The following is a 24,858-nucleotide window of genomic DNA, read 5'->3' as shown; positions in this document are numbered from 1 at the left end:
GTGCAGATGGGACGGGCGAAGGCGGCGGCTAAAAACTTCACCGTGGATATGTGGTGGACCGGCCTCAACGATGTCGAGGTCGGCCTATTCGTGCATTCGCGGCACCGCGCCAAGTCGCGGCAATTCACGGCGGACAGCGATGTGATCGGCGAGGTGCTCGAAGGCGGCGAGCGCGCGGGACTGATTACCTACCGCGAGGGCCTGTGGAAATCCGACGACCCAGGCGCCAAGCGGGTCGTGCTGAAGCTCTTCACCCCGGCGATGACGTGGCGCGGTAGCATTGATCTGCTGATCGGCCGCAGCGTGCAGCTCTCGACCGGTGCGGGCGGGTTTCCGGTCACATCGTGGTCGCTCAACATCGACGGCCACGACCAGATCGTGCAGGTGGAGCGCTCCGCCCGCAAATGGCCGGGCATGCCGGAGCAGTTCTCGTTCTTCCTGATTGAGGGCGGCGAGGCGCGAACCTATCGGCTCCGTCAGGATTGGATCAATTTCGGCGGCGACTACACGCTCTACGATCAGACGGGCGCGCGGATCGGCCATCTGAACGGGCACGTGTTCCATATGGCTGGGCGCTGGGACGTGACGCTCGACGGCGCGCCCTCGCCGCTGCTTGCGACCGCGCTTCAACTTATAGGCGGCATGCTGAAGTTCAACGGCGCGGCGCGGCGCCATATCGGCCGCGTGGTGCGAGGGGTCCGGCAGGGCGCCATTTCGCTGGCGATCGACAAGCAGGAAGCCGATCTTTACCTGAACCCGAGGCGGCCGCGCTGATTGCAGGCCGGGGCGAGGCGTTTCGCCCGGCAGCGATGAGCGTTCCCGCTTTCATCGACGCAAGCAAGCGCATGAGATGGGCGCGCGTCGTCGCGATACAGCCAGCCGTCGGCGCGAACGACTTGCGCGCGATGTGCATGAAGATTGCGCTGCCGCGGCCTTGACCGCGCGGCGCGATGTTGTAGTCGAGCACCGCGACGAGATCGTAGAGCGAATCGTTGCGCCACAGCCGTTCCGCGCTCGCCGGATAGGGCATCGACACCCTGTGGTTGTAGTTGCGGTCTGTCGCCGCATCGCACCAACCGTAGGTCGGGCGGCTGGCGCGCACCGGCACGGCGGCGAACGGCCGACGCACTCTGTCGGGTCTATAATACACGGTCAAAATACGCCATCGGCCCAACGGCGTAGCACCGTCGCCTTCACGCTTCACCGACCGAATACCGGACTTCCCAAGCGCCACGGAAAACTGTAAATGACCGTATGTCATAATCCCCGTCGTCGCCGCGTCCGAAAGTGTTAGAACGCGGGCGAATGTGCGTTTTCGCGTTTTCAGGCGGGGCTTTTGCTGTACATTCGCCTTTGGCAATAAAGTCACCCGTTGCGTCGGCCAGTACCGTCGTTTAAATCAAAAAGCGCGATCTTCCGCCCGGAGTTTAAAATGAGCAATACGCGCAATATCCTGGTTGTCGATGATGATCAAGACCTTGCGCTGTCGTTGATCGAGCAGCTTGCGCTTCATGAAGAGTTCAATCCGCATGTCGTGCATAGCGCCGCGCAAGCTTTCACGGCGGTCAAGGGGCAGCACACCGATCTCGTGATCCTCGATGTCGGGTTGCCGGATATGGACGGCCGCGAGGCGTGCCGCATCCTTCGCAAGAATGGTTTCAAGAATCCGATCATCATGCTGACCGGGCAGGATAGCGATTCGGATACGATCCTCGGCCTCGAGTCAGGCGCGAACGACTATATCACCAAGCCTTTCCGCTTCGCGGTGCTTCTCGCCCGCATCCGCGCGCAACTACGCCAGCATGAACACAGCGAAGAAGCGGTGTTCACCATCGGCGAGTACACGTTCCGGCCGTCGGCGAAACTGCTCGTCGACAAGAAGGGGTCGAAGGTGCGGCTGACCGAAAAGGAAACGTCGATCCTGAAATACCTCTACCGCGCGGGCGAAAAGGTGATCTCGCGCGATGTCCTTCTGCACGAGGTCTGGGGCTACAACGCGGGCGTCACCACGCACACGCTGGAAACCCACATCTACCGGCTTCGCCAGAAGATCGAGAAGGATCCCTCGCGCGCCGAACTGCTCATCACTGAAGCGGGCGGCTACAAGCTCGTCCCGTAAATCGAGCGAGATCACAAACAACCTTGAGTTGCATAACCGAATCGCGCAGAGTCCGAACCGTTGGTATGGGTTGAAGGAGTTCGGCCACTCAAGCGATAGGTTCCTGCGCAATGCTCGATTCTCATATCGAGCTTCTTCGAGCACTGCCGATTTTTAAAGGCCTTGGGGAGAAGCAACTCGCGGCAATTCTGGATGCCGGGAAAAAGGTATATTTCGAACCCGGTCAGATTTTGACCAGGAAAGACGTAGCGGGCGACTGCGCGTTTCTTGTTCTCTCCGGATCGGTGCGCTGCAGGGGTTTTCCCGGGATGGCAACCGGCAGCGAACCCATCGGACCCGGCACTTTCATCGGCGAGATGGCGATGCTGGTGGAAACCGTCTATCCCCTCACTGTCGAGGCTTCGGAACGCGTCCGCGCGCTTGCGCTGCGGCGCGCCCGGCTGACGCGCGTAATGCAGCGCGACCCAGGCATCGCGCGCCAATTGGCTGACAACCTCCTCCTCCGGCTGCGGTCTTTCGCACACGATTTGCGGAATTTTGAACTGTTGCTCGAACAGAAGGAAAATGCGCCGCAAACACCCACGCGAGCACCGACGGAGGCCGAACTCGCCGCGCAATCCCCCGCTTTCAATGCAGGCCGCACGCGCCAGTTTATCGGGGAATACTAAGGCTTCGTTAATATCGTTGCGAATTAGGGCGAATCAAACAAAACTCTACCTCTGTGATTGTAAACGTGTAGGGGAGTTGGCCGAATTCAAAGACGGGTGGTTCTATGCTCGACCATAAAATCGAGCTTTTACAGCAAGTTCCCCTCTTCAGGGGGCTTTCCGAGGAGCTGCTCGAAGCGATCGCAGCGATAGGCCAGAAGACATTCTTCGAGGCTGACGCGAAGCTTATTACCGAAGGCGAGACCGGCAGCACCGCTTATTTGATCATGACCGGAAAGGCCGGTTGTCCTCGCATCGAGGCCGGCGAACTTTATGTAGAAGACCTCTGGCCGGGCACGCTTGTTGGCGAGCTTGGCATGCTGGTAGAAACTGTTCACAGCGTGTCCGTGACAGCGCAAGAGCGACTGCGGGCGCTGGCGTTCTCTCGCGATGCTTTCCGCGCGACGATGGAGAAGCACCCGGAACTCGCGGAGCATATTTCGGAGAAGCTGCTCGTTCGACTGCACGGGCTTGCGGCGGAGATCAGACGCGTCGACGGCAAGCTGGCGGAAATCGAGAAATCCGAACAGGCGGCGTAGTTGCCTCGCGGTTGCGAGGACGACTAGCGCGGCGTGCGGTAAATCAGACGCGCCACGACGCTCTGAATTTCGGTTGTCGATCAGCTTCTCTGCGTCAAATCGAGTTTGATGTAACGCACGCTGATCCAGCGCGCGGTCATGGTGCGCTGTAGCGGCTCTCCTGCAACGCCGGCAGGAACGAAAGCGTATGCTGCGCGATGGTCTTTTCCTCGTTCGCGGCCACCACAAAAACCTTCACGCGCGACGCATCCGCGCTGAGAAGCCTATCGGTCCGAGCGTTGCGCTCCGCGTCCAGCGACAGGCCGAGCCACTCGAAACCGGCGCAAATCCGCTCGCGAAGATCAGCGGCGTGTTCGCCGATGCCGCCCGAAAACACGAGCGCGTCCAGCCCGCCAAGAAGCGCGGTGAGTGCGCCGATTTCGTAGCGAGCGCGATGCACGAAATAGGTGAGCGCGGCGCGCGAGCCGGGTGTGTCCGCCTTTTCGAGGTCGCGCACGTCGTGCGAGAAGCCCGACATCCCCTTGAGCCCCGAGCCGCGATGGAGAAGCTGCGACACCGCGTCGACACTCATACGGCGGTCGGTCAGGAGATGCAGCACCACACCGGCGTCGATCTGACCGCAGCGCGTTCCCATCGCAAGGCCGTCAAGCGGCGTGAAGCTCATGGTCGAACTGATGCTCCGCCCGTCCTTCATCGCGCACATCGACGCGCCGTTGCCGAGATGGGCCATGATAACGCGCCCCTCCGCGATATCGGGCGCGAAGCCGCGAAGCTCGTCCACGAGGTGCTCATAGGAAAGACCGTGAAAGCCGTAGCGGCGCACGCCGGAGTCGTAATATTCCGGCGGCAGACCGAAGGTATCGTTCTCCCAATTATGCGTGCGGTGAAAGGCGGTGTCGAAGCAGGCAACCTGCACGGCTTCGGGAAACACCTTCCGCGCGGCGAGAATGCAGCGGATGTTGTGCGTTTGATGCAGCGGCGCCAGCGGAATGAGCGTGCGCATTTCCAGGAGTTCGTCTTCGTACACGCGAATGGGCTTCGTGAACTGAGTCCCGCCATGCACGATGCGGTGGCCCACGCCGACGATCTTCCGGCCCCCGCCAAACTGGTGCACGAAATCGAGCACTTCATGCAGCGCGGCCACGTGCGACGCGGAAACAGTCGGCCTTGGCGCAAAGCTCGGCATGCCGGAACCCGGCGCGGCCTTTACTGAAAATTCCGCCGCTTCGCCGTGCAGTCCTTCGACCTGCCCGCGAAACGCTTCGTCAATCCCGCCCCCCTGGACGTCGAAAAGCGCGAACTTCAACGACGAAGACCCCGCATTGAGGGTGAGCATGGCATTCTTCATCGGGGTGGTTCCGCAAGTCGCGCGCGTGCGCTGGACGAAGCGCACCGGGCACGTGTGAAGTCTGAAATCGGTTGTTCGCCCGTCCGGTTTCCGCCTGGAATGCCGGACGGGGCGCAGTGTCTGCCAAACCGCGCGCATCGGCAACCTCGGAAACCGGTTTTGCCCCGTGGATCGAGCCGGGTTCACTACCGCGCGACGCTAATCCTTCGCGATTTTCGGAAAGGATCGCCTCTCGCTGTGTTGCCCATGCGGCCCGCCGCTTCCCCCATCGCCGTATCCATGGAAACACCTTCCTTAAAACAGGCCACACCCTTGTACAACTTCCAGCGGAAGCAGCGGCAATCGGAGGATGGAATGTCACCGGGCGATCCCGATGGGCCGCATTTCGATTGGCCGCCGCGCGGAAATTAGCTACAATCAAGAGTAGGGGGTGCTCCGATCTCGCCGGCGTTGATGCGGAAGGGGAGATTATGAGACTTTTTGTTTTTATCGCGTCGGCTTTACTCGTAATTCCCCTCGGATCGCGCGCAGAGGAAGCGACCGATCTGTTCCATGACAAGATCGATGCCGTCGCATTGCGATTTTCTTCTCTAAATATACCAGATCTGGAGAAAATTCAGCTTCCGCAACCGCAGGCGGACGGATCGCTTATATTCCTTTATATCTGGCTGCCTCAGACGCACGCGCCCACGCCCGCGTCTTTCGAGGCCAACATCGCCGATTATTTCGACGTGACTGCTCCGCTCGGAAGCGCTTTCGCTGGGTGGTGCTATCTGCGCAAACCCGAAACGTACGTCCTCAAGACGGAGACGGGCGAGATCGCGGTCCGCCGCATCTGGGCGCTGGGATTTCGCGGGAAGCTGCCGGTTGCGCGTTGCCACGGCGGCGCGCCGGGGGTGGCGGGACGGCTCGGCCAGACGCAGGTTTTTGTCGACGCGCGCTCGGGCGTGAAATCGATGGTGAGATCCGGCCATCCGACGCGGTTTCCGCTTGTAGCGCAGGTACGATGAGCGCCACGTGGTCCGCGCGCCGCTTCAGTCGCGCTTGAGGCGCGCCGCGAGGTCCGGTCGGCGGACGCCCGTCAAGGCCTCCGACTGTTCGCGCCGCCACCGCGCGATGCGGGCATGATCGCCGGATAGCAGCACGTCAGGAATTTCGCGCCCCTCGAAAACGCGCGGCCTTGTGTAATGCGGGTATTCAAGGAGGCCGTTCTCGTGGCTTTCCTCGCCGAGCGACGCCTCAGCGCCAATCACGCCCGGCAGGAGCCGCACGCAAGCGTCGAGAAGCACCATCGCGGCAAGTTCGCCGCCCGACAGCACATAATCGCCGATGGAGATTTCTTCGAGCTGGCGCGCGTCAATCGCGCGCTGGTCGAGGCCCTCGAAGCGGCCGCAGAATAGCAGCGCCCCCGGCCCTGCGGCAAGCGTACGGGCGCGGGCCTGCGTCAGCGGCGCGCCGCGCGGCGAAAGATAGATGCGCGGCAGGTCCGGCGCGTCGGCGCTTGCCGCATCGATAGCCGCCGCCGCCACATCCGCGCGAAGCACCATGCCAGCGCCGCCGCCCGCAGGCGTATCGTCCACCGAGCGATGCTTGTCGGTCGCGAAATCACGGATGTTGCGCGTCGAGAGCCGCCACAGGCCATCTGCAAGCGCGCGCCCGGACAGGCTCAGGCCGAGCGGACCGGGAAACATCTCGGGGAAAAGCGTCAGTATGCTGGCATGCCACGTCATTCAAACATCCAGCATCTTGAGCCAGGCTTCGGGCCGCTGCCCGCTCGCCAGCCGCAGGAACCCCACCGACACAGGCAGTGCGAAGCGACGCGGCCCAGCGCTGCCGGGATTCACATACAGCACGCCGTCCTTCTCCTCGATCAGCGGCTTGTGCGTATGCCCGGAAACCACCACCGCCATGCCCGCGGCCGCCGGGTCGATCGCGATATTGCGCAGGATGTGCAGCATGTAGATATCGATGCCTTCGACGCTCGCAACCGTATCGAGCGGCAGTGCGGCGAGTTCGCCACCGTCAACATTGCCGCGCACCGCGAACACGGGTGCAACGGCCCGGAGCGCCGCGAGAACGTCCGGCCGCCCGACATCGCCCGCATGAAGGATCGCGTCCACGCCCTCAAGCGCCGCCGCCGCTTCGGGCCTAAGCAAGCCGTGCGTGTCGGAGATGAGGCCGAGGACGGTCATTCGGGCGTCTCGTCATCCGTTCCGCTGGCGCCGTCCGCGCTCTTCGCGCCGCGCTCGCTCGCGTCCGCGCCCTCAAAGGCCGGACGGATCACCGTCACGCGGCCCGCGCCGAGATCGACATGCGGCACATGCGCGTTGTCAAAGGGGATCAGCACCGGCTGGCGCTCGTCGCCGAAGCGCACTTCGATGAGGTCGCCCGCGCCGAAATTGTGCACGCCGATGACCTTGCCAACGGCCGCGCCTTCCGGCGACACGGCGGCAAGACCGATGAGGTCGGAATAGTAAAACTCGTCATCTTCCTCCGGCGGCGGCAGCGAATCGCGGGGGACGTAAAGCTCGATGCCGTTCAGCGCCTCGGCCTGCGTGCGGTCGGCAACGCCTTTGAGCCGCGCGATGACGGAGCCGGGGGAGGCGGCGCGCATGCCGGTGATGACGAAGGTGCGCGTGCCGTCGGCGCTCGAAAGCGGCCCGTAAGCCGTGATGTCTTCCGGCGCGGCGGTGAAGGTCGCGATTTTCACTTCGCCGCGCAAGCCATGCGCGCCGCCGATGCGGCCGAGCAGAACCTTATCTTCCGTCATGCGCTTTGCACCTTATCGGCGAGGCGGCTGCGGAAGCGCGCAAGCGCGACAACGGCCCAAATCGCCTCGACCAGCCCGAACGGCCACGCGCCTTGCAGGAAACCGTAAGCGCTGGCGAGAACACACGACCCCGCGAAAGCGAGTATAAACCACGGGCTGTTCTCTTCCAGCGCATAGAAGAGCAGCATCAGCGACACAGCCAAGAGACCGAAAAAGGTCAGCCCGTCCATCGCGGCTCCCACAACACAAGCGGAGCGCCTCCGCGATGCGGCAGGCGCTCCGTAATTCTACATCCCGCGCGAGGCGGGCGTAAAGCTTGCAGCTTACGCGGCTTCGCTTGTCTCTTCGGCCTTCTTGCGACGCTCTTCGGCGCGCTCGACGGCCTTTGTGCCCGGCTCGCCCTTATTCGGGTTGTTGCGCTCGGGGCGCTTCGCAAGGCCGCGCGCGTCGAGGAAGCGGAGCACGCGATCGGTGGGCTGCGCGCCAACTGAGAGCCAATGCTTCACGCGGTCTTCAAGAAGCGTCACGCGGTCCGTGTGATCCTTCGGAAGCAGCGGATTGTAGGTGCCGAGCTTCTCGATGAAGCGGCCATCGCGCGGTGCAGTCGCTTCAGCGACGACGATGCGGTAGTACGGGCGCTTCTTCGCGCCGCCGCGGGACAGTCTGATCTTCAGGGGCATGTTGGTCTCCGTTAACTGTTCGGTCTCTGATCTTGCAAAAATTCTGTTCTGCACGAGCCTTGCCCGCGCGGTTGACAGCACTCTCAGCGCTCTCATTTCTTTTTCCCTGGCAGGCCCGGAAGGCCGCCGAAACGTCCGCCGCCCGGCATACCCGGAAGGCCCGGCAAACCGCCGCCACCTCCGAGAACTCCCGGCAGCTTCATGCCCGGCGGGAGCTGCATCTTGCCCGCCTTCGCTGCTTCAATCATCTCGGGCGTGGGTTCCGGCATCTTTCCGCCGATGCCGAACAGCTTCGCAAGTCCGCCCTTGCCCTTGCCGACGACCTTCATCATGTCGGCCATCTGCCGGTGCATCTTGAGAAGCTGGTTCACCTCCTGCACGGTGGTGCCGGACCCGGCTGCGATGCGGCGCTTGCGGCTCGCTTGCAGCACTTTCGGGTTGCGGCGCTCCTGTGTCGTCATGGAGGAGATGATTGCGGTCTGCCTCTTCAGCAGCTTGTCGTCGAGGTTGGCGGCGTCCAGCTGCTTCTTCATCTTGCCGATGCCGGGCAGCATGCCCAGCACGCCCGACATGCCGCCGATCTTCTGCATCTGGCGGAACTGGTCGGAGAGGTCTTGCAGGTCGAATTGGCCCTTGGCGAGCTTCTTCGCCATGGCCTGCGCTTTTTCCTGATCGATGTTTTCGGCGGCGCGCTCGACGAGGCTAACCACGTCGCCCATGCCGAGGATGCGGCCCGCGACGCGCTCGGGGTGGAAGTCTTCGAGGCCGTCCAGCTTTTCGCCGGTGCCGAGCAGCTTGATCGGCTTGCCCGTGACGGCGCGCATGGAGAGCGCAGCGCCGCCGCGCCCGTCGCCGTCGATGCGGGTCAGCACGATGCCAGTGATGCCGATGCGCTGGTCGAAGGTGCGCGCGAGGTTCACCGCGTCCTGACCGGTAAGGCTGTCGGCGACAAGCAGCGTTTCGTGCGGCTGCGCGATGTCGCGAACCTGCTCCGTCTCGCGCATCAGTTCGTCGTCGATATGAAGGCGACCGGCGGTGTCGAGGATGACGACGTCATAGCCGCCGAGTTTGGCCGCCTGAATGGCCCGCGTCGCGATTTGCTGCGGCGTCTGGCCCTTGATGATGGGGAGCGTGTCGACGCCGGTTTGCTTGCCGAGAACTTCGAGCTGCTCCTGCGCGGCGGGGCGGCGCGTGTCGAGCGAGGCCATCAGAACCTTGCGCTTGTCGCGTTCGGTGAGGCGCTTCGCGATCTTCGCCGTGGTGGTGGTTTTGCCGGAGCCTTGCAGGCCGACCATCATGATCGGCACCGGTGGCACCGACTGGAGGTCGATGGGTTCGGCTTCCGCGCCGAGCGTGCGCACGAGTTCGTCATGCACGATCTTGACGACCATCTGGCCAGGCGTCACCGAGCGGACGACTTCCTGACCGACGGCCTTTTCCTTAACGCGGTCGGTGAAGCTTTTCACCACGTCCAGCGCCACGTCCGCCTCGATCAGCGCCCGGCGAACTTCGCGCATAGCTTCCGAAACATCGCTGTCGGTCAGCGCGCCGCGTCGGGTAAGCTTGTCGAAGATGCCTGAAAGGCGGTCGGATAGGGAGTCGAACATAGGGGGCTTTCGCGTTTCGCTCGGTTCTGGCGGAGGTCCGATTTTTCTGTCATCGGCGCGGCGTTCGCGCCCTCAAACGAGCTGTCTCGGTCCTGTTTTCCTTCAATGCCGGCGCTGTGGGCATGTTCCAACACAAAACGCACCCGCGGGCGAACTCTCGCTGGCGGGTGACGGATATGTAATGCAGCCTCGGTATAGACGATTACAATTGCTCTTTCAAATGCGATTTTAGGCGAAATGACGAGTTTGTGACGTTCGGCTAAATAGCGGACGCCTCTAAGCCGCCTTCACTTTCACCTCGGGCGCGTCGCAGTGCTTCATGAGGCGGCCGCGCTCCGTCACCAGCACCGTAGCAAGCGTCGCGGCGAACATCACGCTGATGCCTATGCAAAGTGGACGCACCGACCCGTCGAAGGATTGCCCCACGATGGTGCCGAGCACTGCCGCCGCAACGGTGGTGTAGAAGCCGATGAGCGATGAAGCGGTGCCCGCGATATGCCCCATTGGCTCCATGGCGAGGGAGTTGAAATTCGCCGACATCAGGCCGAAACACAGAAAAACCGCCGCCATGAAGGTGCCGAACGCCCAGAGCGGAGGCTTGTCGGGAAAGCCGAACGCCGCCATCACGCCGCAGACCGCCAGCCCGCCGAGGATCGCACGATGGGAGACGCCGCGCATGCCCACCCTCCGCACAAGCTTTGCGTTGATGATCGAGGCAGCCGCGAGGAATGCCGCGATTAGGCCGAAGGCAATCGGAAACTCCGCTCCGAGTCCGTACACATCGACGAAGATTTGCTGCGACGTGATGATGTAGGAGAACAGCAGGCCGAATGAAAAGCCGAGCGCGACGGCGTAACCGGCGGTTTGTCTGGTGGTCGCGACCGCCGCACACGCCGCCCAGATGTTTCGGGCGGTGAACGGCAGACGGTCGCTTTGGTGGAACGTCTCGGGCAGGCGCAGGCCGGACCAGAGCGTTGCCAGAAGCCCCATGCCAAGCAGCACCCAGAAGATGATGTGCCAGTCTGAAAACTGGACAATCGCTTCGCCGAGCGTCGGCGCAAGGATCGGCACGACCACGAATACCATCGTCACGAACGACATGATGCGCGCCATCTCGCGCCCGGCAAAACGGTCGCGCACCACGGCAATGGCAACGATCCGGGGAGCCGCCGCGCCGAAGCCCTGAAAGGCGCGCGCGAAAAGGAGCATTGCAAAGGATGTCGCCGTAACCGCCAGCACCGTTCCGATGGTGTAGAGCGCGAGCCCGAACAACAGCGGGTTGCGCCGCCCGTAAGAATCCGAAAGCGGCCCGAATAGAAATTGCCCGATGGCGAAGCCCGCGAAGTAGACGCTCAGCACAAGCTGCTGCTCGTTATCCGTCGTCGCGCCCAGCGCACTGGCGATCTTTGGCAGCGCTGGCAACATGATGTCGATGGAAAGCGCCGTCAGCGCGGTCAACAACGCGATGAGGGTCACGAATTCCGGCGTGGACAGGGGAAAGCGGGTCGCCTGGGGCTGGGCGGCGTCGTCGGACTTTACAAGCATCTCGTGTGAACTCGGGAGGCCGGGAATAGGTTCGGCAACAAAAAGCAAAACAGCGCCGATCTGGATACCGGCGCTGTGCTAGTTCGTAAACGAAGAACTTATCTCTGATTGTATCGCGCGAATGCCGCGACGTCAGAAGGGGTTCAGGCTGGCGCGCTCCGTGAACTTGAGATAAGCGACGCTGGCGCCGATCCTGAGGCCAAGTCCGGTGCGGATCGGCACGATGAGCGTGTCGCCATTCTTGTAGACCGTCAGCCCGACACCGCCCGCGACATAGGCTGAGCCGTCCAAGCCGGGGAACCGGCGGTAGAGCGTATGCGGGCTATCCAGATTATAGACGAGAAAGAGCGCGCGCGATCCAGTCGCGCCGATGTCCGCGCCGATTGACGGACCCTGCCAGTAGATTTTGGTCGGGCCGGTTTCAACGCCGTTTACGCGCGAGAAGAGCCTGCCGTCGCCGTAGCGCAACCCGGCGAGGAACGCACCACCGCCCTCGTCGCCGACGATATAGGCGTTCGGCTGACCGAACTTCTGGAACGCGTAGTTCATGACGGCGGCCAGTTCGGACGTGACCGAACCGAACACACCTCGACCCGCATCACGGATCTCCTGAACCGAGTAAACGGGAGCTGGCAGCGGCGGCACGTAAGTCGATGGCGGCGGCGACGTGACCGTCACGGGCGGAAGCGTGTCGCGAGGCGTGAGCGCAGCGACCTTCTCTTCCGGCTTCGGCGCGGGCTTCAGCGACATCGGCGCGTTGGGATGCGGCGCAACCGTCGTCGCTGTTGTGGCGGCGGGGCGTGCCTGCTGTTGCGGCTGCGGATTGCGCAGCGCTTGGGAGACGTTGGCCGACCACGGCACGTCCGTCGAGGCGGCGCTGTCAGGCAGCACAAGCGAATTGGCGCCGGCCGCTTCGACGGTTTGCGCCGGATCGGGCGCGATGGGCGTCGCTGAATTGGTTTGCGGCAACGCACCTTCCCTTGGCAAGGCGTCGCCCTTGCCGGCTCCCGCGATCTTGTACGGGTTCGGTGCGGGCTTTCCAGCCTCGGCTTCGAGCTGCGCGAGGATGAAACCGGCCTTCTGCCGCATCACTCCGATGAGCTTGTCGTTGATAGCCTTGAGCTCGGTGAGCCGGTCGCACGAGATTTCGTTCTTCGGCGTGGCGTTGAGCGTGTCGAGTTGGCCGACCAGATCTTCGATATCGGAATTAAAGGACTCGAGCTTGGTGTCATCCATCGCGGCGGCTGCGTGATCGGCTCGCTCGCCTTCGCTCCAGCCCTTCGCCTTGGCGATGGCAACCAAGCGATCCTGGAACCGCGCCTCGCTGTCACGGTTGAGCGTGCGGAGTGCGTGCGCCGTCTGATCGATCTGCTGACTGAAGGCGCGACCGTCGCAATTCTGCGCGGCATTGCCCGAAGCAGGCATGATTGCAAAAAATGCGGCAACTGCAAATTTATGTCTGAAAGTCATGGCTGCCCTCGCGCTCTGGTGGCATTCCCACCCGCGCACAATGGAGCGATTCGCACCTCGACCCTAAGGCAAACAATGGCAACTTCCGCGTTCTCAAGACTTATGCGCGGGTTTTGATGCCGATCACTTTTGCAAATCGCCGCTCCGAACCTTTTACCCGGCGCGACCATCGATCATAGGGTAGGCGGTTTCAAGGCACGAACGCGCGCTAACGTGCGGCCGCGCCGCACGCCCGAGGCTCCGATGCGATCCACGTGCCGTGGAAGCCCTGCGGCACTCGGACGGGGAGGCGAATTCGCGCGACAGGCTTGCCGCCGATGTCGCCCGCGTCGAGGATGACGAGGTCGCTCGTGGCGCTCGCGCGGTCGTAGACATAGCCCATCAGCCAACCTTCGTCCTCGCCCGCCGCCTCTGCCGCCGGCACCATGGTAAACTCACTCGGCAGTTCGCCATCGAAGCGCCTCGCATCGACGCGGCCGCTTGTCAGGTCGTACTTCAGAAGCTCGGTGAAAACGCCGTCCGCGAGGCTTCCATCGGTTGCCAGCGCGTAAACGGCTTTATGGGGCACACCGATGCGGCGTTCGTCGATGCGGGGAAACTCGATGCTGCGGTCGTCAATGCGTGTTTCCTCGGCGCGGGTCGCTCCCGGCGGGATGCGCCAGCGCGTGAGCGAGGCGGTATCGAAGGCGTTTCGTTTCGGCCCGTCGCGCCAGTGCTCGTCATAGCGGGCCACGTCGAGAACGATGGTGCCGTCATCCTCCTCGAAGGCGTTCGCCACGTGATACACGAAGCACGGCTCGATATCGATCCACCGCAGGCTTTCCGAGCCGCCGCCGCGCGGCAGCACGCCGAGCCTCGCGCCGTAGCTTTCGCTCCAGTGAAACGGCATCGTGCTGCCCGCCATGGCCGTCGGCATGTCGAACACCACCGGCAGGTCCATGAAGATCGCGTGGCGGGCCGTCAGCGCGAAATCGTGGATCATGGTCGCGGCCTTGACCGGGATTTCCACGCTGCGGATGAGCGCGCCCGCCGCATCCGCTACGTGATAGGTAAGGTAGGGCGGGATCACGCGATAGCCGAAGAAGTGCATTTCGCCGGTCGTCGGGCAGATCTTGGGATGCGCCGTGCATGGCGTGGCGAGGCGGCCGCCGAAATCGTTGAAGCCCCGCGTCTCAAGCTCGCGCGAAATCTCCATCGGCAGTGCATTTTCGACGAGCGCCATGATGCGGCTCGCATGGGCGATCACGCTCGTGTTGGAAAGGGCGTAGCGAATGTCGAGCCCCGCAAGCGGGTGGCGCGGCGCGCCCTCGAAGATCGGCGTGCGCACATAGCGGTTGCGATACCACTGTGCCTTGCCGCCCTCGATCGCCACGCCGTGGAGCATGCCGTCGCCGAGGAACCAATGACTCGATTGGCCGTGGCGAGGGTTCGCGCCGTTTCGCACGTAGAGGCCGGAAAGCTCCGGCGGAATTGCGCCTTCGACGGGCAAGTCAAACGCGGTGACTTCTTCCGTCACCGGCGCGAAGTTGCCCTGCATCCAGAAGGGCGGCTCGACTCGATCCTGCATCGGTTTCTGTGTCTCCCGAGCATTCAACTTGCCGCGCGTTGCGATTGTTCCGCGCCGTGCAATGAAACGGGAGCGCGCGGCCATCTACATAAGTATTTGTTGAGAAGCGGATCGTGTTCTGCTAAGGCGTTCCGCATGCAAACGGATGAACTTCTCGACCTCGTCGACGAAAACGACGTCGTCGTCGCAAGCAGGCCGCGTTCCGAAATCTATGCGGAAAATCTGCATAACTTTCGGGTGATCAACGCTTTTCTGGTCAACGCCAAGGGCGAGATCTGGACGCCGCGGCGAACCGCGCACAAGCGCATCTTTCCGCTCGCGCTCGACATGAGTGTCGGCGGCCACGTCGAGAGCGGCGAAACCTACGAGCAAGCCTTTGCTCGCGAGACGTTCGAAGAACTCAGGATCGATATTGCGAAAGTTTCGTGGCGGCTTCTCGCTTACCTCAGGCCTGCGCCGGGCGGCGTTCGACCGCGCCAATTCATGAAGGTCTACGAGATACGCGGCGAGGAAACCCCGGATTACAACCGGGACGATTTCATCGAGTCCTTCTGGCTCAGCCCGCGTGAGATTCTTGATCGCATCGAGGCGGGGGACGCCGCGAAGGGCGATCTGTCGGCGCTGGTGAAGCGGTTCTACTTTTAAGCCTCGCGGTTGCGGTCAATCCGCCGACTGCTTCCGATGCCGCTCGACGCCGGGATCGCGATATTTCCGCAGTTCGATCTTCGCGATGTGGTTGCGATGCACCTCGTCCGGGCCATCGGCGATGCGAAGCGTGCGGATCGTCGCGTAATCATAGGGCAGGCCGAAATCGTCGCACACGCCGGCGCCGCCATGCGCCTGGATCGCCCAGTCGATCACCTTGCACGCCATGTTCGGCGCGACGACCTTTATCATCGCGATCTCGGCCTGCGCGGCCTTGTTGCCGACCGTGTCCATCATATACGCGGCCTTGAGCGTGAGCAGCCGCGCCTGATCGATCGCAATGCGGCTTTCCGCGATGCGCTCCATCCACACGGTCTGATCGGAGATGCGCTTGCCGAACGCCGAGCGCGCGTCGAGCCTGCGGCACATTTTTTCGAGCGCACGTTCGGCGCGGCCGATGGTGCGCATGCAATGGTGGATGCGGCCCGGCCCGAGGCGGCCTTGCGCGATCTCGAAGCCGCGCCCTTCGCCGAGAATCACGTTTTCCTGCGGCACGCGCACGTCGTGGAAGGAGAGTTGCCCGTGGCCGTGCGGCGCGTCGAGATAGCCGAACACCGGCAACATGCGCTCCTTGTTCACGCCGGGCGTGTCCATCGGCACAAGGATCATGGATTGCTGGCGATGGCGGTCGGGATTGTCCGGGTCGGTCTTGCCCATCAGGATGAGGATCTTGCAGCGCTTGTCGCCCGCGCCGGAAGTCCACCATTTGCGGCCGTTGATGACGTAATCCTCGCCGTCCTTGACGATGGAAATCGCGATGTTGGTCGCATCCGACGACGCCACCTTCGGCTCGGTCATCGCGAAACCGGAGCGGATCTTGCCGTCGAGCAGCGGCTTCAGCCAGCGCTTTTTCTGCTCCTCCGTACCGTAGCGGACCAGCACTTCCATGTTGCCGGTATCGGGCGCGTTGCAGTTGAAGACCTCCGGCCCCCAATGCGAGCGGCCCATGATTTCGGCCAGTGGCGCATAGTCGAGGTTGGAAAGCCCCGCGCCAAGCTCGCTGTCCGGCAGGAACAGGTTCCAGAGCCCCTCCGCGCGCGCCTTCGCCTTCAGCTCCTCCATGAGCGCGAGCGGCTCCCAGCGGTCTTCCTGCGTGTCCGCCGTCTCGAACAGCGCCGCCTCGTTCGGGTAGACGTGCTCGTCCATGAAGCGTTCGAGCCGCGCCTTGTAGTCGGCTGCCTCGGGAGAAAGTTGTAATATGTCCGCCACGTCGCCCTCTACAGTCGTTTCCCCGTTATTATTCTTCGGAAGCGGCGTTCAGTTCCCCGCGTTCGCTGCGATCTTCCAACCCTCCTGCGCGAGCACTTGCGCGGCCTGCTCCGCGAGCGGCGCGCGCTTGTCGGCGGCATTTCCTTGCAGGAAGCGCGCATAGACGCCCTGCGCGATGGCCGCAAAACGGAAGAACGAAAGCGCGATGAAGAAGGTGAGGTCCGGCACGCTGTCGCGGCCCGCGCGTCGGCAATAGGCGGCGACGATCTCTTCCTCGGACGGGATGCCGAGCGCGTTAAGGTCCACGCCCTTCAGTCCCTTCAGGATCGGCAGATCCTTCGGCGTACGATAGGCCATGCAGACATAGCCGAGGTCGGCGAGCGGATTGCCGAGCGTCGAGAGCTCCCAGTCGAGGACCGCGATGACATGCGGCGCGTCGAGTTCGAACATGACGTTGTCGAGCCGATAGTCGCCATGCGTGAGCGCAGGTTCGTCCTCGGCGGGCAGGTTCGCGTTAAGCCACGCAATGAGGTTGTCCATCGCCTCGTTCGGCCCGGTTTTCGACGCCGCGTATTGCTCGGTCCAGCGCTTGAGTTGCCGCGCGGCGTAGCCATCGGTGCGGCCGAAATCGGCGAGCCCCAGCGCGCGGAAGTCCACCTCGTGGATCGCGGCCAGCGTTTCGGCGAAGGCAATGTAAACCGCGCGGCGCTGGTTCTGGTTGAGTTCCGGCAGCTTGTTGTCCGCGAAGATGCGGCCGGGGTAATGGTCCATCACGTAGAACGGCGTGCCGATCACGGACGGGTCTTCGCAGAAAAGCTGCATCGAGACGACCGGCACCGGCGTGTCCTTCAGCGCCATTTGCACGCGATATTCGCGGTCGATGGCGTGCGCGGACGGCAGCAGCTTGCCCGGCGGCTGCTTCCGAAGCACATACTTTCGCGATGCGGTCGTGATGAGGAAGGTCGGGTTCGACTGCCCGCCCTGAAATTGCTGGATCGACGGATCGCCCACGAAATCTGGTAGATGCCGCTTCAGGTAATGCCGAAGCTTCGCCTCGTCGAAACGATGTCCTTCGGGAATGTCGATGAGTTCTGCCATGGTAATCACCCGATGGGGGTAAAAATGGATGCGCCGCCGTCCACAAGGATGAACTGGCCTGTGATGTAGCGCGCGGCGTCGGATGCGAGAAATACAGCCGCGCCCGCGATGTCTTCCGGCTCGCCGAGGCGCTTGAGGCATGTCATGTTGGCGACAGTCGCGGCGGCCTTCGGATTTTCGTACAAAGCCTTTGCAAAATCGGTCTTGACGACGCCCGGCGCGATGGAATTCACGCGGATGCCGCGCGGCCCCCACTCCACGGCGAGATTGCGCGCGAGTTGTGCTTCGGCCGCCTTCGAAATCGCATAGACGCCGATGTTGGCCGCGCCGACGGTGGCCACGATGGACGACAGCAGGATCACCGAGCCGCCGCCGTTTTCCGCCATGCCCGGCAGCACGAGCTGGCTCAGCCAATTGGTCGCGGTGAGGTTCGTGGTGAGAACCTTGTTCCACACCTCGTCCGACACTTCGGACGACGGGCCGTAGGCGGGATTGATGGCCGCGTTGGGGATGAGAATGTCGATGCGGCCATATTCGCGCAAGGCATGCGCGACGAGCGCTTCGAGATCGGCCTTCACGCCGACATTGCAGGCGACAGCCGTCGCCCGGCCGCCGCTTTCGCGGATTTCATCGACGACGCGCTGACAGGCGTCGAGCTTGCGCGACGAGACCACAACGCTTGCGCCCGCGCGCGACGCTTCCCGCGCGATGGCGCGACCGATGCCTCGCGACGATCCGGTGATCACCGCAACGCGACCCGACAGGTCAAACAGACCCATGACGCTTCCCCAATGTTGAGGCGGTCTTGTGCCGCCACTTATTATTTCGTGCGAAGCGGCATCTGCGCCGCTCGAAGCATTTTCCGCCGCTACTTCAGCGCGGCCATTTCGGTTTGCGCGCCGTGACGAGCGACTTCAAGAGCGCGGCAGGCCTCCAGCGGTCGCCGAAGCGCATATGGAAGATGTCGAGGTCGGACAGCACCTCGGCGAGGCCGCGCAACTCCGCATATTTCATCGGGCCGCCGCGCCAGGCGGGGAAGCCGTAGCCGTTGATGTAGATTGTGTCGATGTCGCCGGAGCGATAGACCACGCCCTCGTCGAGGATGTTCGCGCCCTCGTTCACCAGCGCATAAATCGTGCGCTTCACGATCTCCTGCTCGGACACCGATTTCACGCGCGGGCCGACCTCCCGGCGATACGCCTCGATGATGGCGTCGGCCTCGGGATCGGGAAGCGGCGCCCGGCTGCCGGTCTCGTAGCGATAGAAGCCCTTGCCGGTCTTCTGCCCGAAGCGCCCTGCGTCGTAGAAGCGGTCGAGCAGCGCCGAGCCGTAGGGCTTGCCCTGTTTCAGGCGGCGCTGGCGGATGTGCCAGTTGACGTCGATGCCGGTGAGGTCGAACACGGCGAACGGCCCCATGGCGAGGCCCCAGCGGGTCAGCGCGGTGTCCACCTCGGCGGGCGTCGCGCCCTCTTCGAGGATAATCATCGCCTCGGTGACGTATTTCTCCAGCATGCGGTTGCCCGCGAAGCCATCGCAATTGCCGACCGCAACGCCTATCTTGCCGATCTTCTTTGCAACGGCCATCGCCGTGGCGAGCACATCCGCGCTCGTCTCTTTGCCGCGCACCACCTCGACGAGACGCTGCACATTCGCGGGCGAGAAGAAATGCGTGCCGATCACGTCGCCGGGGCGGCGCGTGAAGCTTGCGATTTCGTCGATGTCGAGCGTCGAAGTGTTGGACGCGAAGATCGCACCCTTCTTGCAGGCGCGGTCGAGGTCGCGGAACACCTGCTCCTTGACGCCAATATCCTCGAATGCCGCCTCCACCACGAGGTCGACGTCCGCGAGATCCTTGTAATTGACGGTGCTGCGGATCGCGCTCAGGCGCTTGTTCATGCCCGGCTGATCGAGGCGGCCACGCCGGACCATGCTTTCGTAGTTCTTCGCGACGACGGCGAGCCCGCGCGACAGAGCCGCCTGATCGCGGTCGAGCACAATCACCGGGAAGCCCGCATTGGCGAACGCCATGGCGATGCCGCCGCCCATGTGGCCGGAGCCAACCACCGCGACGCTTTTTATTTCGCGCGGCCTGACATCCGTTCGGAAACCGGGGATCTTCGCGGCCTCGCGCTCCGCAAAGAAGGCGTGGATCAGCGCCTTGCTCTGGTCGTCGTCGAGCGCTTCGTTGAAAAGCTCGCGCTCGCGCTTCAGCCCCTGGCTGAACGGCAGATGCACCGCGCTTTCGATGGCGTCGACGCAGCGGAACTGCGCGTGCTGGAAGGGCTGGCGGCGACGAAGCTCGTCGCGCCGTCCTTCGAAGAGATGCGAACCGCGGTCGGGCGCGATCTTGGCGCTCAGCTCGCGGGTTTTCGGATGTTTCGACAGAAAGGACTTCGACTTCGCGAGAGCGATGGCGGCGGGCAGGATATCGCCGTCGACCACCTCATCGACGAGGCCGATCGTCTTCGCTTTCACCGCCGGGACGAGGTCGCCCGAAATGATGATGTCGAGTGCGGCCTTCGCGCCAACGAGTCGCGGCAGTCGTTGCGTGCCGCCGCCGCCGGGCAAAAGTCCGACCTTCACCTCGGGCAGGCCGAGGCGAGCGTCCTTCGCGGCGATGCGGTAATGGCAGGCGAGCGCGACTTCGAGGCCGCGCGCGACGGGCGTGCCATGAAGCGCCGCGACCACGGGCTTCGGCAGGTCTTCGAGAGCGGCGCAGATGTCGTTGATGTCCGCGCCGGAGTAGGGGTGCGTCAGTTCGTAGATGTCAGCGCCGGCGGCGAAGTTGCGCCCTGCGCCGATCAGCACCACGGCTTTCGCGACCGGGTCCGCCTCCGCCTTGCGAATGGCGAGCATGAGGCCGTCGCGCACCTCGTTCGAGACGACGTTAAGCGGCGGGTTGTCAACGGTGATGACACCGACGCCGTCCTTCGTTTCGTATGTTACGGGACTTCGGGCCATCATTTCTCCCGGGGGAATCGTTATTCGTTTATAGTTCGGCCACTATGAACATTACCGGTTGCGGGAGGGAACCGTCAACGTCCAACGGGTCGCGTCAGGGGTCACACCAGCGCATGCCCAGGCGCATGGCGGGCGAGTTGGGCACGCGCGCGCAAATGGCGTTCGCCTAGGCCGCCTGAACGACTAGCGTGCGGTGATCGAGCGCGGCGGCGATGAGCGCCTTGGTGTAATCGCTCTTCGGGTGCTCGAAGATCTCCCGCGTCGGCCCTTCCTCCACCACCACGCCGTTGCGCATCACGATGACGTAGCTTGCAAGCGCGCGCATCACCTTGAGGTCGTGGCTGATGAAGAGATAGGCGAGGCCGCGCTTCTTCTGGAGGCCGCTGAGCAGGTCGACGATTTGCGCCTGCACGGACACGTCGAGCGCGCTCGTCGGCTCGTCGAGCATGAGGAAGCGCGGTTCGAGGATCATGGCGCGGGCGATGGAGATGCGCTGGCGCTGGCCGCCGGAAAACTCGTGCGGGTAGCGGTCCTGCCACTCGGGCTTGAGGCCGACTTCATCCAGCGCGGCCGAAACGCGCGCGCGGCGCTCCTCGCGGCTCATGTCGGGGTTCTGGATAAGAAGCCCTTCCTCGATGATCTGGCCCACCGAAAGGCGTGGGCTGAGCGAGCCGAATGGGTCTTGAAACACGATCTGCATTTCGCGTCGCAGCGGGCGCATCTCGCGCGACTTCAGCCCGTCGATGCGCTGGCCTGCATAGACAATCTGACCCTCGCTCGAAATCAGCCGCAGCATGGCGAGGCCGAGCGTCGTCTTGCCGGAACCCGACTCGCCCACGATGCCGAGCGTCTGCCCGGCGCGCAGCTTGAACGAAACGCCGTCCACCGCCTTGATGTGATCGACCGTCTTTTGCAGGAAGCCGCGTTTGATCGGAAACCACACTTTCAGGTCGTCGGCCTTCAGCACAACGGGCGCGGTCTCGTCGAGCGGCGGCGCTTCGCCCTTTGGCTGCGCGGCGAGCAGCTGCTTCGTGTAGGGATGCTGCGGGTTGGTGAACACCTCTTCCGCAGGCCCGCGCTCAACGACGAGCCCGTCCTTCATCACGCAGGTCCGATCCGCCATCTTGCGGACGATGCCGAGGTCGTGCGTGATGAGAAGCAGCGCCATGCCGAGTTCGCGCTGAAGGTCTTTCAGAAGGTCGAGGATTTGCGCCTGAATCGTCACGTCGAGCGCCGTCGTCGGCTCGTCCGCGATGAGCAGGTCCGGCTCGTTCGCGAGCGCCATGGCAATCATCACGCGTTGCCGCTGGCCGCCGGAAAGCTGATGCGGATAAGCGCCGAGGCGGCTTTCGGGGTCGCGGATGCCGACCTTGGTGAGCAGTTCCAGCGTGCGCTCGCGGGCCGCCGTATTCGACATGCCCTTATGGACCTTCAGCACCTCGCTGACCTGTGTCTCCACCGTATGCAGCGGATTGAGCGAGGTCATCGGCTCCTGAAAGATGATGGAGATGCGGTTGCCGCGCACGCGTCGGATGTCCGCCTCCTTCGCCTTCAGCAGATCCTGCCCCTCGAACCAGATTTCGCCGATGGGGTTAGTCGCGTCGCCCACCGGGAGCAGGCGCAAGATCGAGAGCGCCGACACCGTCTTGCCGGAGCCGGATTCGCCCACGAGCGCAAGCGTCTCGCCTTTCTTGATGTCGAAGGAGACATCGCGCGCGGCGAAGACATCCGGCGCGGTGCCGTTAAACTTCACGGCGAGGTTCCGAACCTCGATCAGCGGCGCTTCTGCGGGAGCGGCTTCGATGGGCGTCGGCTGTATCGCTTGCGTTTCGGTCATCGGCCTAGCTCCCCGTCGCGACGTGGTTTACGCGCATGGTCTTCCTCGGGTCGAGCGCATCACGCACCGCCTCGCCCACGAAGACGAGCAGGCTCAGCATAAGCGCGATGGTGAAGAACGCAGTGAGGCCCAGCCACGGCGCTTGCAGGTTCTGCTTGCCCTGCTGGAGAAGTTCGCCGAGTGACGGCGAGCCGGGCGGCAGGCCGAAGCCGAGATAATCCAGCGCCGTCAGCGCCGTGATCGCACCGCCGAGGATGAACGGCGCGAAGGTGACGGTCGCAACCATGGCGTTCGGCAGGATGTGCTTGAACATGATCTGCACGTTCGACAGGCCGAGCGCGCGCGCGGCGCGGACATATTCGAAGTTGCGGCCGCGCAGAAACTCCGCGCGCACGGGGCCGACGAACGCCGTCCACTCAAACAGCAGCATGATGAACAGCAGCCACCAGAAGCCCGGCGCAAGGATCGCCGACAGGATCAGCAGGATGTAAAGCCTCGGTAGCGATCCGATGATCTCGATGAAGCGCTGCATCAAAAGGTCGGTCCAGCCGCCGAAATAGCCCTGGATCGCGCCAAGCGTCACGCCGATAAGCGCCGAGAAGATGGTGAGGAACAGGCCGAACAGCACCGAGATGCGGAAGCCGTAGATCACGCGCGCGAGCACGTCGCGGCCCTGATCGTCGGTGCCGAGCCAATTTTCCCACGATGGCGGCGCGGGAGCGGGCACCGGCAGGTCCAGCTTGATCGTGCGATAGCTGTACGGAATGAGCGGCCACACCATCCAGCCGTTCTTCTCTTCGATAAGGCGTTTCACCTCCGGGTCGCGGTAATCGGCTTCGGTCTCGAACTCGCCACCGAATTGCTTCTCCGTGTACATCTTGAAGATCGGCGTGTAGATCGCGCCGTCGTACTTCACGAGGAAGGGCTTGTCGTTCGCGATGAACTCCGCGAACAGCGTCAGGAAGAACAGAATGGTGAAGAGGATGAAGCTGTAGAAGCCGCGCCGGTTCGACTTGAAGATACTCCAGCGTCGCTGGTTCAGCGGCGAGAAGTGAAACCACCCGCGCTTCTCTGCGACAGGCGCGGCGATTTCCGCCGGGTCTTTTTCTGCGGGCGCGTCAGGGGCGCGTTCGACACGAATGTCCATGGCCTAGACCTCCCTCGTCTCGAAATCGATGCGCGGATCAACCCACGTATAAACGAGGTCCGACACCAGGTTGAGCAAAAGGCCGATGGCCGAGAAGATGTAGAGCGTCGCGAACACCACGGCGTAGTCTCGGTTCAGCACACTCTCGAAGGAGAGGCGGCCGAGGCCGTCGAGCGAGAAGATCGTTTCGATGAGCAGCGCGTTGGTGAAAAACGCCGAAATGAACGCCGCCGGGAAGCCGGAGATCACCAGCAGCATCGCGTTGCGGAACACGTGGCCGTAAAGCACGCGCGTTTCGGTGAGGCCCTTCGCGCGCGCGGTCGTCACATATTGCTTCCTGATTTCATCGAGGAACGAGTTCTTCGTGAGGAATGTGATGGTTGCGAGCGAGGAAATCACCATCGCGGTGATCGGCAGCGCGAGATGCCAGAAGTAATCGAGGATCTTTTCGGGCCACGAAAGCTGCGCGAAATTATCGGATACGAGGCCGCGTAGAGGGAACCAGTCGAGGAAGGAACCGCCCGCGAACAGCACGATGAGGAAGATCGCGAACAGGAAGCTCGGGATCGCGTAACCGATAATGACGACGGTCGATGTCCACACGTCGAAGCGCGAGCCGTCATGCACGGCCTTGCGTATGCCGAGCGGGATCGAAATCAGGTAGGTGAGCAGCGTCAGCCAAAGGCCGATGGAGATCGACACCGGCAGCTTCTCCTTGATGAGCTGGAGCACGCTCACGTCGCGGAAATAGCTCTGGCCGAAATCGAACGTGAGGTAGCTCGTCATCATGTGCAGGAAGCGCTCGACGGGCGGCTTGTCGAAGCCGAACTGCTTTTCGAGGCTCTTGATAAGTTCGGGATCGAGCCCGCGCGCACCACGATAGGAGCCGCCGCCGCCCGCATCCTGGCCCGGCGCGGCCATCTTCGAGAAATCGCCGGTGGACGAACCGCCGATGCGCGCGGTGGCATCGACGTTCGTGCCCTGCAATTGCGCGATGATGCGCTCGATCGGGCCGCCGGGGGCGAACTGGATGATGATGAAGCTGATCAGCATGATGCCGAGCAGCGTGGGGACCATCAGGGCCAGGCGTCGGACGATATATGCGGTCATCTTTCCCTGTTGTTTGGCTTGGCGCGGCCTCCGCTGGCGCGACTGCGTTCGCGGCTCTGCGGCGGTTCGCGCTCGCTAAATTCTCAAGGCCGTAACGGCCCGTTTTGCGGCGGCGTCCGTGGCGCGCAGCGGGATGCTCAGCCCCATGATGCGCCAAGGCGCTTGCCTCATGCTTTACGCCCTCGTGGTCCGATTTCCGGCTAGAGCCGGATCCTATCAGGTTGAACCAACCTGATCGGTGAATCCGTCTCTCATTTTGAAGATAGAGACCGTTTTACCGATCTGATTGCATCAATCAGATCGGAACGGGCTCTAGCAGCGAAAATTCGCGTCGGATCAAATGTCACACATTCAGACCGACGCGCCTGACCTACGTCCGAATGCGCCCGGCAGGCGGAACGCATATGTCAGAATCGCTCTACCGGCGGGCATCGCATGG

At 63.2% G+C, this 24,858-nt stretch carries 23 protein-coding genes and 1 pseudogene; 6 read left to right on the top strand and 18 right to left on the bottom strand.

Features of this window, described 5'->3' with window-relative positions; genetic code table 11:
- Positions 1-6 precede the first annotated feature (6 nt).
- Positions 7-774, top strand: a complete 768-nt coding sequence (locus RVAN_RS20885; RefSeq protein ID WP_013420493.1) for a hypothetical protein — start codon at positions 7-9, stop codon at positions 772-774.
- A gap of 49 nt (positions 775-823) precedes the next feature.
- On the opposite strand, the pseudogene RVAN_RS20880 reads toward RVAN_RS20885, so the two are convergent.
- Positions 824-1,261: pseudogene (locus tag RVAN_RS20880) on the bottom strand (L,D-transpeptidase family protein); the annotation flags it as partial.
- Between the two features lie 171 nt (positions 1,262-1,432).
- Here RVAN_RS20880 and RVAN_RS14660 point away from each other — a divergent pair.
- From RVAN_RS14660 to RVAN_RS14650, 3 genes are all read left to right on the top strand, one after another.
- Positions 1,433-2,119 (top strand): response regulator transcription factor, encoded by a 687-nt coding sequence (locus tag RVAN_RS14660; protein ID WP_013420492.1) that lies wholly within the window; start codon positions 1,433-1,435, stop codon positions 2,117-2,119.
- A gap of 110 nt (positions 2,120-2,229) precedes the next feature.
- Positions 2,230-2,787 (top strand): cyclic nucleotide-binding domain-containing protein, encoded by a 558-nt coding sequence (locus RVAN_RS19195; protein ID WP_013420491.1) that lies wholly within the window; start codon positions 2,230-2,232, stop codon positions 2,785-2,787.
- 104 nt (positions 2,788-2,891) lie between these two features.
- On the top strand, positions 2,892-3,365 hold the full coding sequence (locus RVAN_RS14650) for a cyclic nucleotide-binding domain-containing protein (RefSeq protein ID WP_013420490.1): 474 nt from the start codon (positions 2,892-2,894) through the stop codon (positions 3,363-3,365).
- A 136-nt stretch (positions 3,366-3,501) separates the two neighbouring features.
- Here RVAN_RS14650 and RVAN_RS14645 read toward each other — a convergent pair whose 3' ends face one another.
- The gene (locus tag RVAN_RS14645; protein ID WP_245257996.1) at positions 3,502-4,701 is read right to left on the bottom strand and encodes an acetate/propionate family kinase; all 1,200 of its coding nucleotides are present in this window, start codon (positions 4,699-4,701) and stop codon (positions 3,502-3,504) included.
- A 128-nt stretch (positions 4,702-4,829) separates the two neighbouring features.
- Between RVAN_RS14645 and RVAN_RS20315 the strand changes: the two genes are divergently transcribed.
- A complete protein-coding gene (locus RVAN_RS20315; RefSeq protein ID WP_155942476.1) occupies positions 4,830-5,723 on the top strand; it encodes a hypothetical protein in 894 nt (297 codons plus the stop codon).
- A gap of 24 nt (positions 5,724-5,747) precedes the next feature.
- Here the strand turns inward: RVAN_RS20315 and trmD are convergent, their stop codons facing one another.
- From trmD to RVAN_RS14595, 9 genes are all read right to left on the bottom strand, one after another.
- Positions 5,748-6,443 carry a tRNA (guanosine(37)-N1)-methyltransferase TrmD gene (gene trmD / locus RVAN_RS14635; RefSeq protein WP_013420487.1) on the bottom strand — a complete coding sequence of 232 codons (696 nt, stop codon included), beginning with the start codon at positions 6,441-6,443 and terminating at the stop codon, positions 5,748-5,750.
- Positions 6,444-6,905, bottom strand: a complete 462-nt coding sequence (locus tag RVAN_RS14630) for a metallophosphoesterase family protein (protein ID WP_013420486.1) — start codon at positions 6,903-6,905, stop codon at positions 6,444-6,446.
- The gene (rimM, locus tag RVAN_RS14625; RefSeq protein ID WP_013420485.1) at positions 6,902-7,483 is read right to left on the bottom strand and encodes a ribosome maturation factor RimM; all 582 of its coding nucleotides are present in this window, start codon (positions 7,481-7,483) and stop codon (positions 6,902-6,904) included. Before rimM ends, RVAN_RS14630 begins: the two co-directional genes overlap by 4 nt.
- On the bottom strand, positions 7,480-7,713 hold the full coding sequence (locus tag RVAN_RS14620) for a hypothetical protein (protein WP_013420484.1): 234 nt from the start codon (positions 7,711-7,713) through the stop codon (positions 7,480-7,482). Before RVAN_RS14620 ends, rimM begins: the two co-directional genes overlap by 4 nt.
- Positions 7,714-7,806: 93 nt before the next feature.
- Positions 7,807-8,163 (bottom strand): 30S ribosomal protein S16, encoded by a 357-nt coding sequence (rpsP, locus tag RVAN_RS14615; RefSeq protein WP_013420483.1) that lies wholly within the window; start codon positions 8,161-8,163, stop codon positions 7,807-7,809.
- A 92-nt stretch (positions 8,164-8,255) separates the two neighbouring features.
- Positions 8,256-9,770: a signal recognition particle protein gene (gene ffh, locus RVAN_RS14610; protein ID WP_013420482.1), complete on the bottom strand. Its 1,515-nt coding sequence runs from the start codon at positions 9,768-9,770 to the stop codon at positions 8,256-8,258.
- A gap of 276 nt (positions 9,771-10,046) precedes the next feature.
- Positions 10,047-11,315 carry a multidrug effflux MFS transporter gene (locus RVAN_RS14605; RefSeq protein WP_013420481.1) on the bottom strand — a complete coding sequence of 423 codons (1,269 nt, stop codon included), beginning with the start codon at positions 11,313-11,315 and terminating at the stop codon, positions 10,047-10,049.
- 132 nt (positions 11,316-11,447) lie between these two features.
- Positions 11,448-12,785, bottom strand: a complete 1,338-nt coding sequence (locus tag RVAN_RS19190) for an EipA family protein (RefSeq protein WP_013420480.1) — start codon at positions 12,783-12,785, stop codon at positions 11,448-11,450.
- Positions 12,786-12,993: 208 nt separating this feature from the next.
- Complete coding sequence (locus RVAN_RS14595; protein ID WP_013420479.1) at positions 12,994-14,352, bottom strand: carotenoid oxygenase family protein; 1,359 nt, start codon at positions 14,350-14,352, stop codon at positions 12,994-12,996.
- Between the two features lie 135 nt (positions 14,353-14,487).
- Here RVAN_RS14595 and RVAN_RS14590 point away from each other — a divergent pair, with 135 nt between their 5' ends.
- Positions 14,488-14,997, top strand: a complete 510-nt coding sequence (locus RVAN_RS14590) for an NUDIX hydrolase (RefSeq protein WP_013420478.1) — start codon at positions 14,488-14,490, stop codon at positions 14,995-14,997.
- Between the two features lie 15 nt (positions 14,998-15,012).
- Here the strand turns inward: RVAN_RS14590 and RVAN_RS14585 are convergent, their stop codons facing one another.
- The 7 genes from RVAN_RS14585 to RVAN_RS14555 form a co-directional block, all read right to left on the bottom strand.
- Complete coding sequence (locus RVAN_RS14585; protein WP_013420477.1) at positions 15,013-16,266, bottom strand: acyl-CoA dehydrogenase family protein; 1,254 nt, start codon at positions 16,264-16,266, stop codon at positions 15,013-15,015.
- A 48-nt stretch (positions 16,267-16,314) separates the two neighbouring features.
- Positions 16,315-17,364: a phosphotransferase gene (locus tag RVAN_RS14580; protein WP_013420476.1), complete on the bottom strand. Its 1,050-nt coding sequence runs from the start codon at positions 17,362-17,364 to the stop codon at positions 16,315-16,317.
- A gap of 5 nt (positions 17,365-17,369) precedes the next feature.
- Complete coding sequence (locus RVAN_RS14575; RefSeq protein ID WP_013420475.1) at positions 17,370-18,143, bottom strand: SDR family NAD(P)-dependent oxidoreductase; 774 nt, start codon at positions 18,141-18,143, stop codon at positions 17,370-17,372.
- 94 nt (positions 18,144-18,237) lie between these two features.
- Positions 18,238-20,328, bottom strand: coding sequence for a 3-hydroxyacyl-CoA dehydrogenase NAD-binding domain-containing protein (locus RVAN_RS14570; protein WP_210160436.1), 2,091 nt, complete (start codon positions 20,326-20,328; stop codon positions 18,238-18,240).
- Positions 20,329-20,491: 163 nt separating this feature from the next.
- Entirely contained in the window at positions 20,492-22,162 is a 1,671-nt protein-coding gene (locus RVAN_RS14565) for an ABC transporter ATP-binding protein (protein WP_013420473.1), read from the bottom strand.
- Between the two features lie 4 nt (positions 22,163-22,166).
- Entirely contained in the window at positions 22,167-23,309 is a 1,143-nt protein-coding gene (locus RVAN_RS14560; protein ID WP_013420472.1) for an ABC transporter permease, read from the bottom strand.
- Between the two features lie 3 nt (positions 23,310-23,312).
- Positions 23,313-24,419, bottom strand: coding sequence for a microcin C ABC transporter permease YejB (locus RVAN_RS14555; RefSeq protein ID WP_013420471.1), 1,107 nt, complete (start codon positions 24,417-24,419; stop codon positions 23,313-23,315).
- Positions 24,420-24,858 lie beyond the last annotated feature (439 nt).

The sequence above is a fragment of the Rhodomicrobium vannielii ATCC 17100 genome, from assembly GCF_000166055.1.
Classification (GTDB): Bacteria; Pseudomonadota; Alphaproteobacteria; order Rhizobiales; family Rhodomicrobiaceae; genus Rhodomicrobium; species Rhodomicrobium vannielii.
Note: the sequence above shows the minus strand (reverse complement) of the source record. Positions and strands in the feature narration are given on the sequence as shown.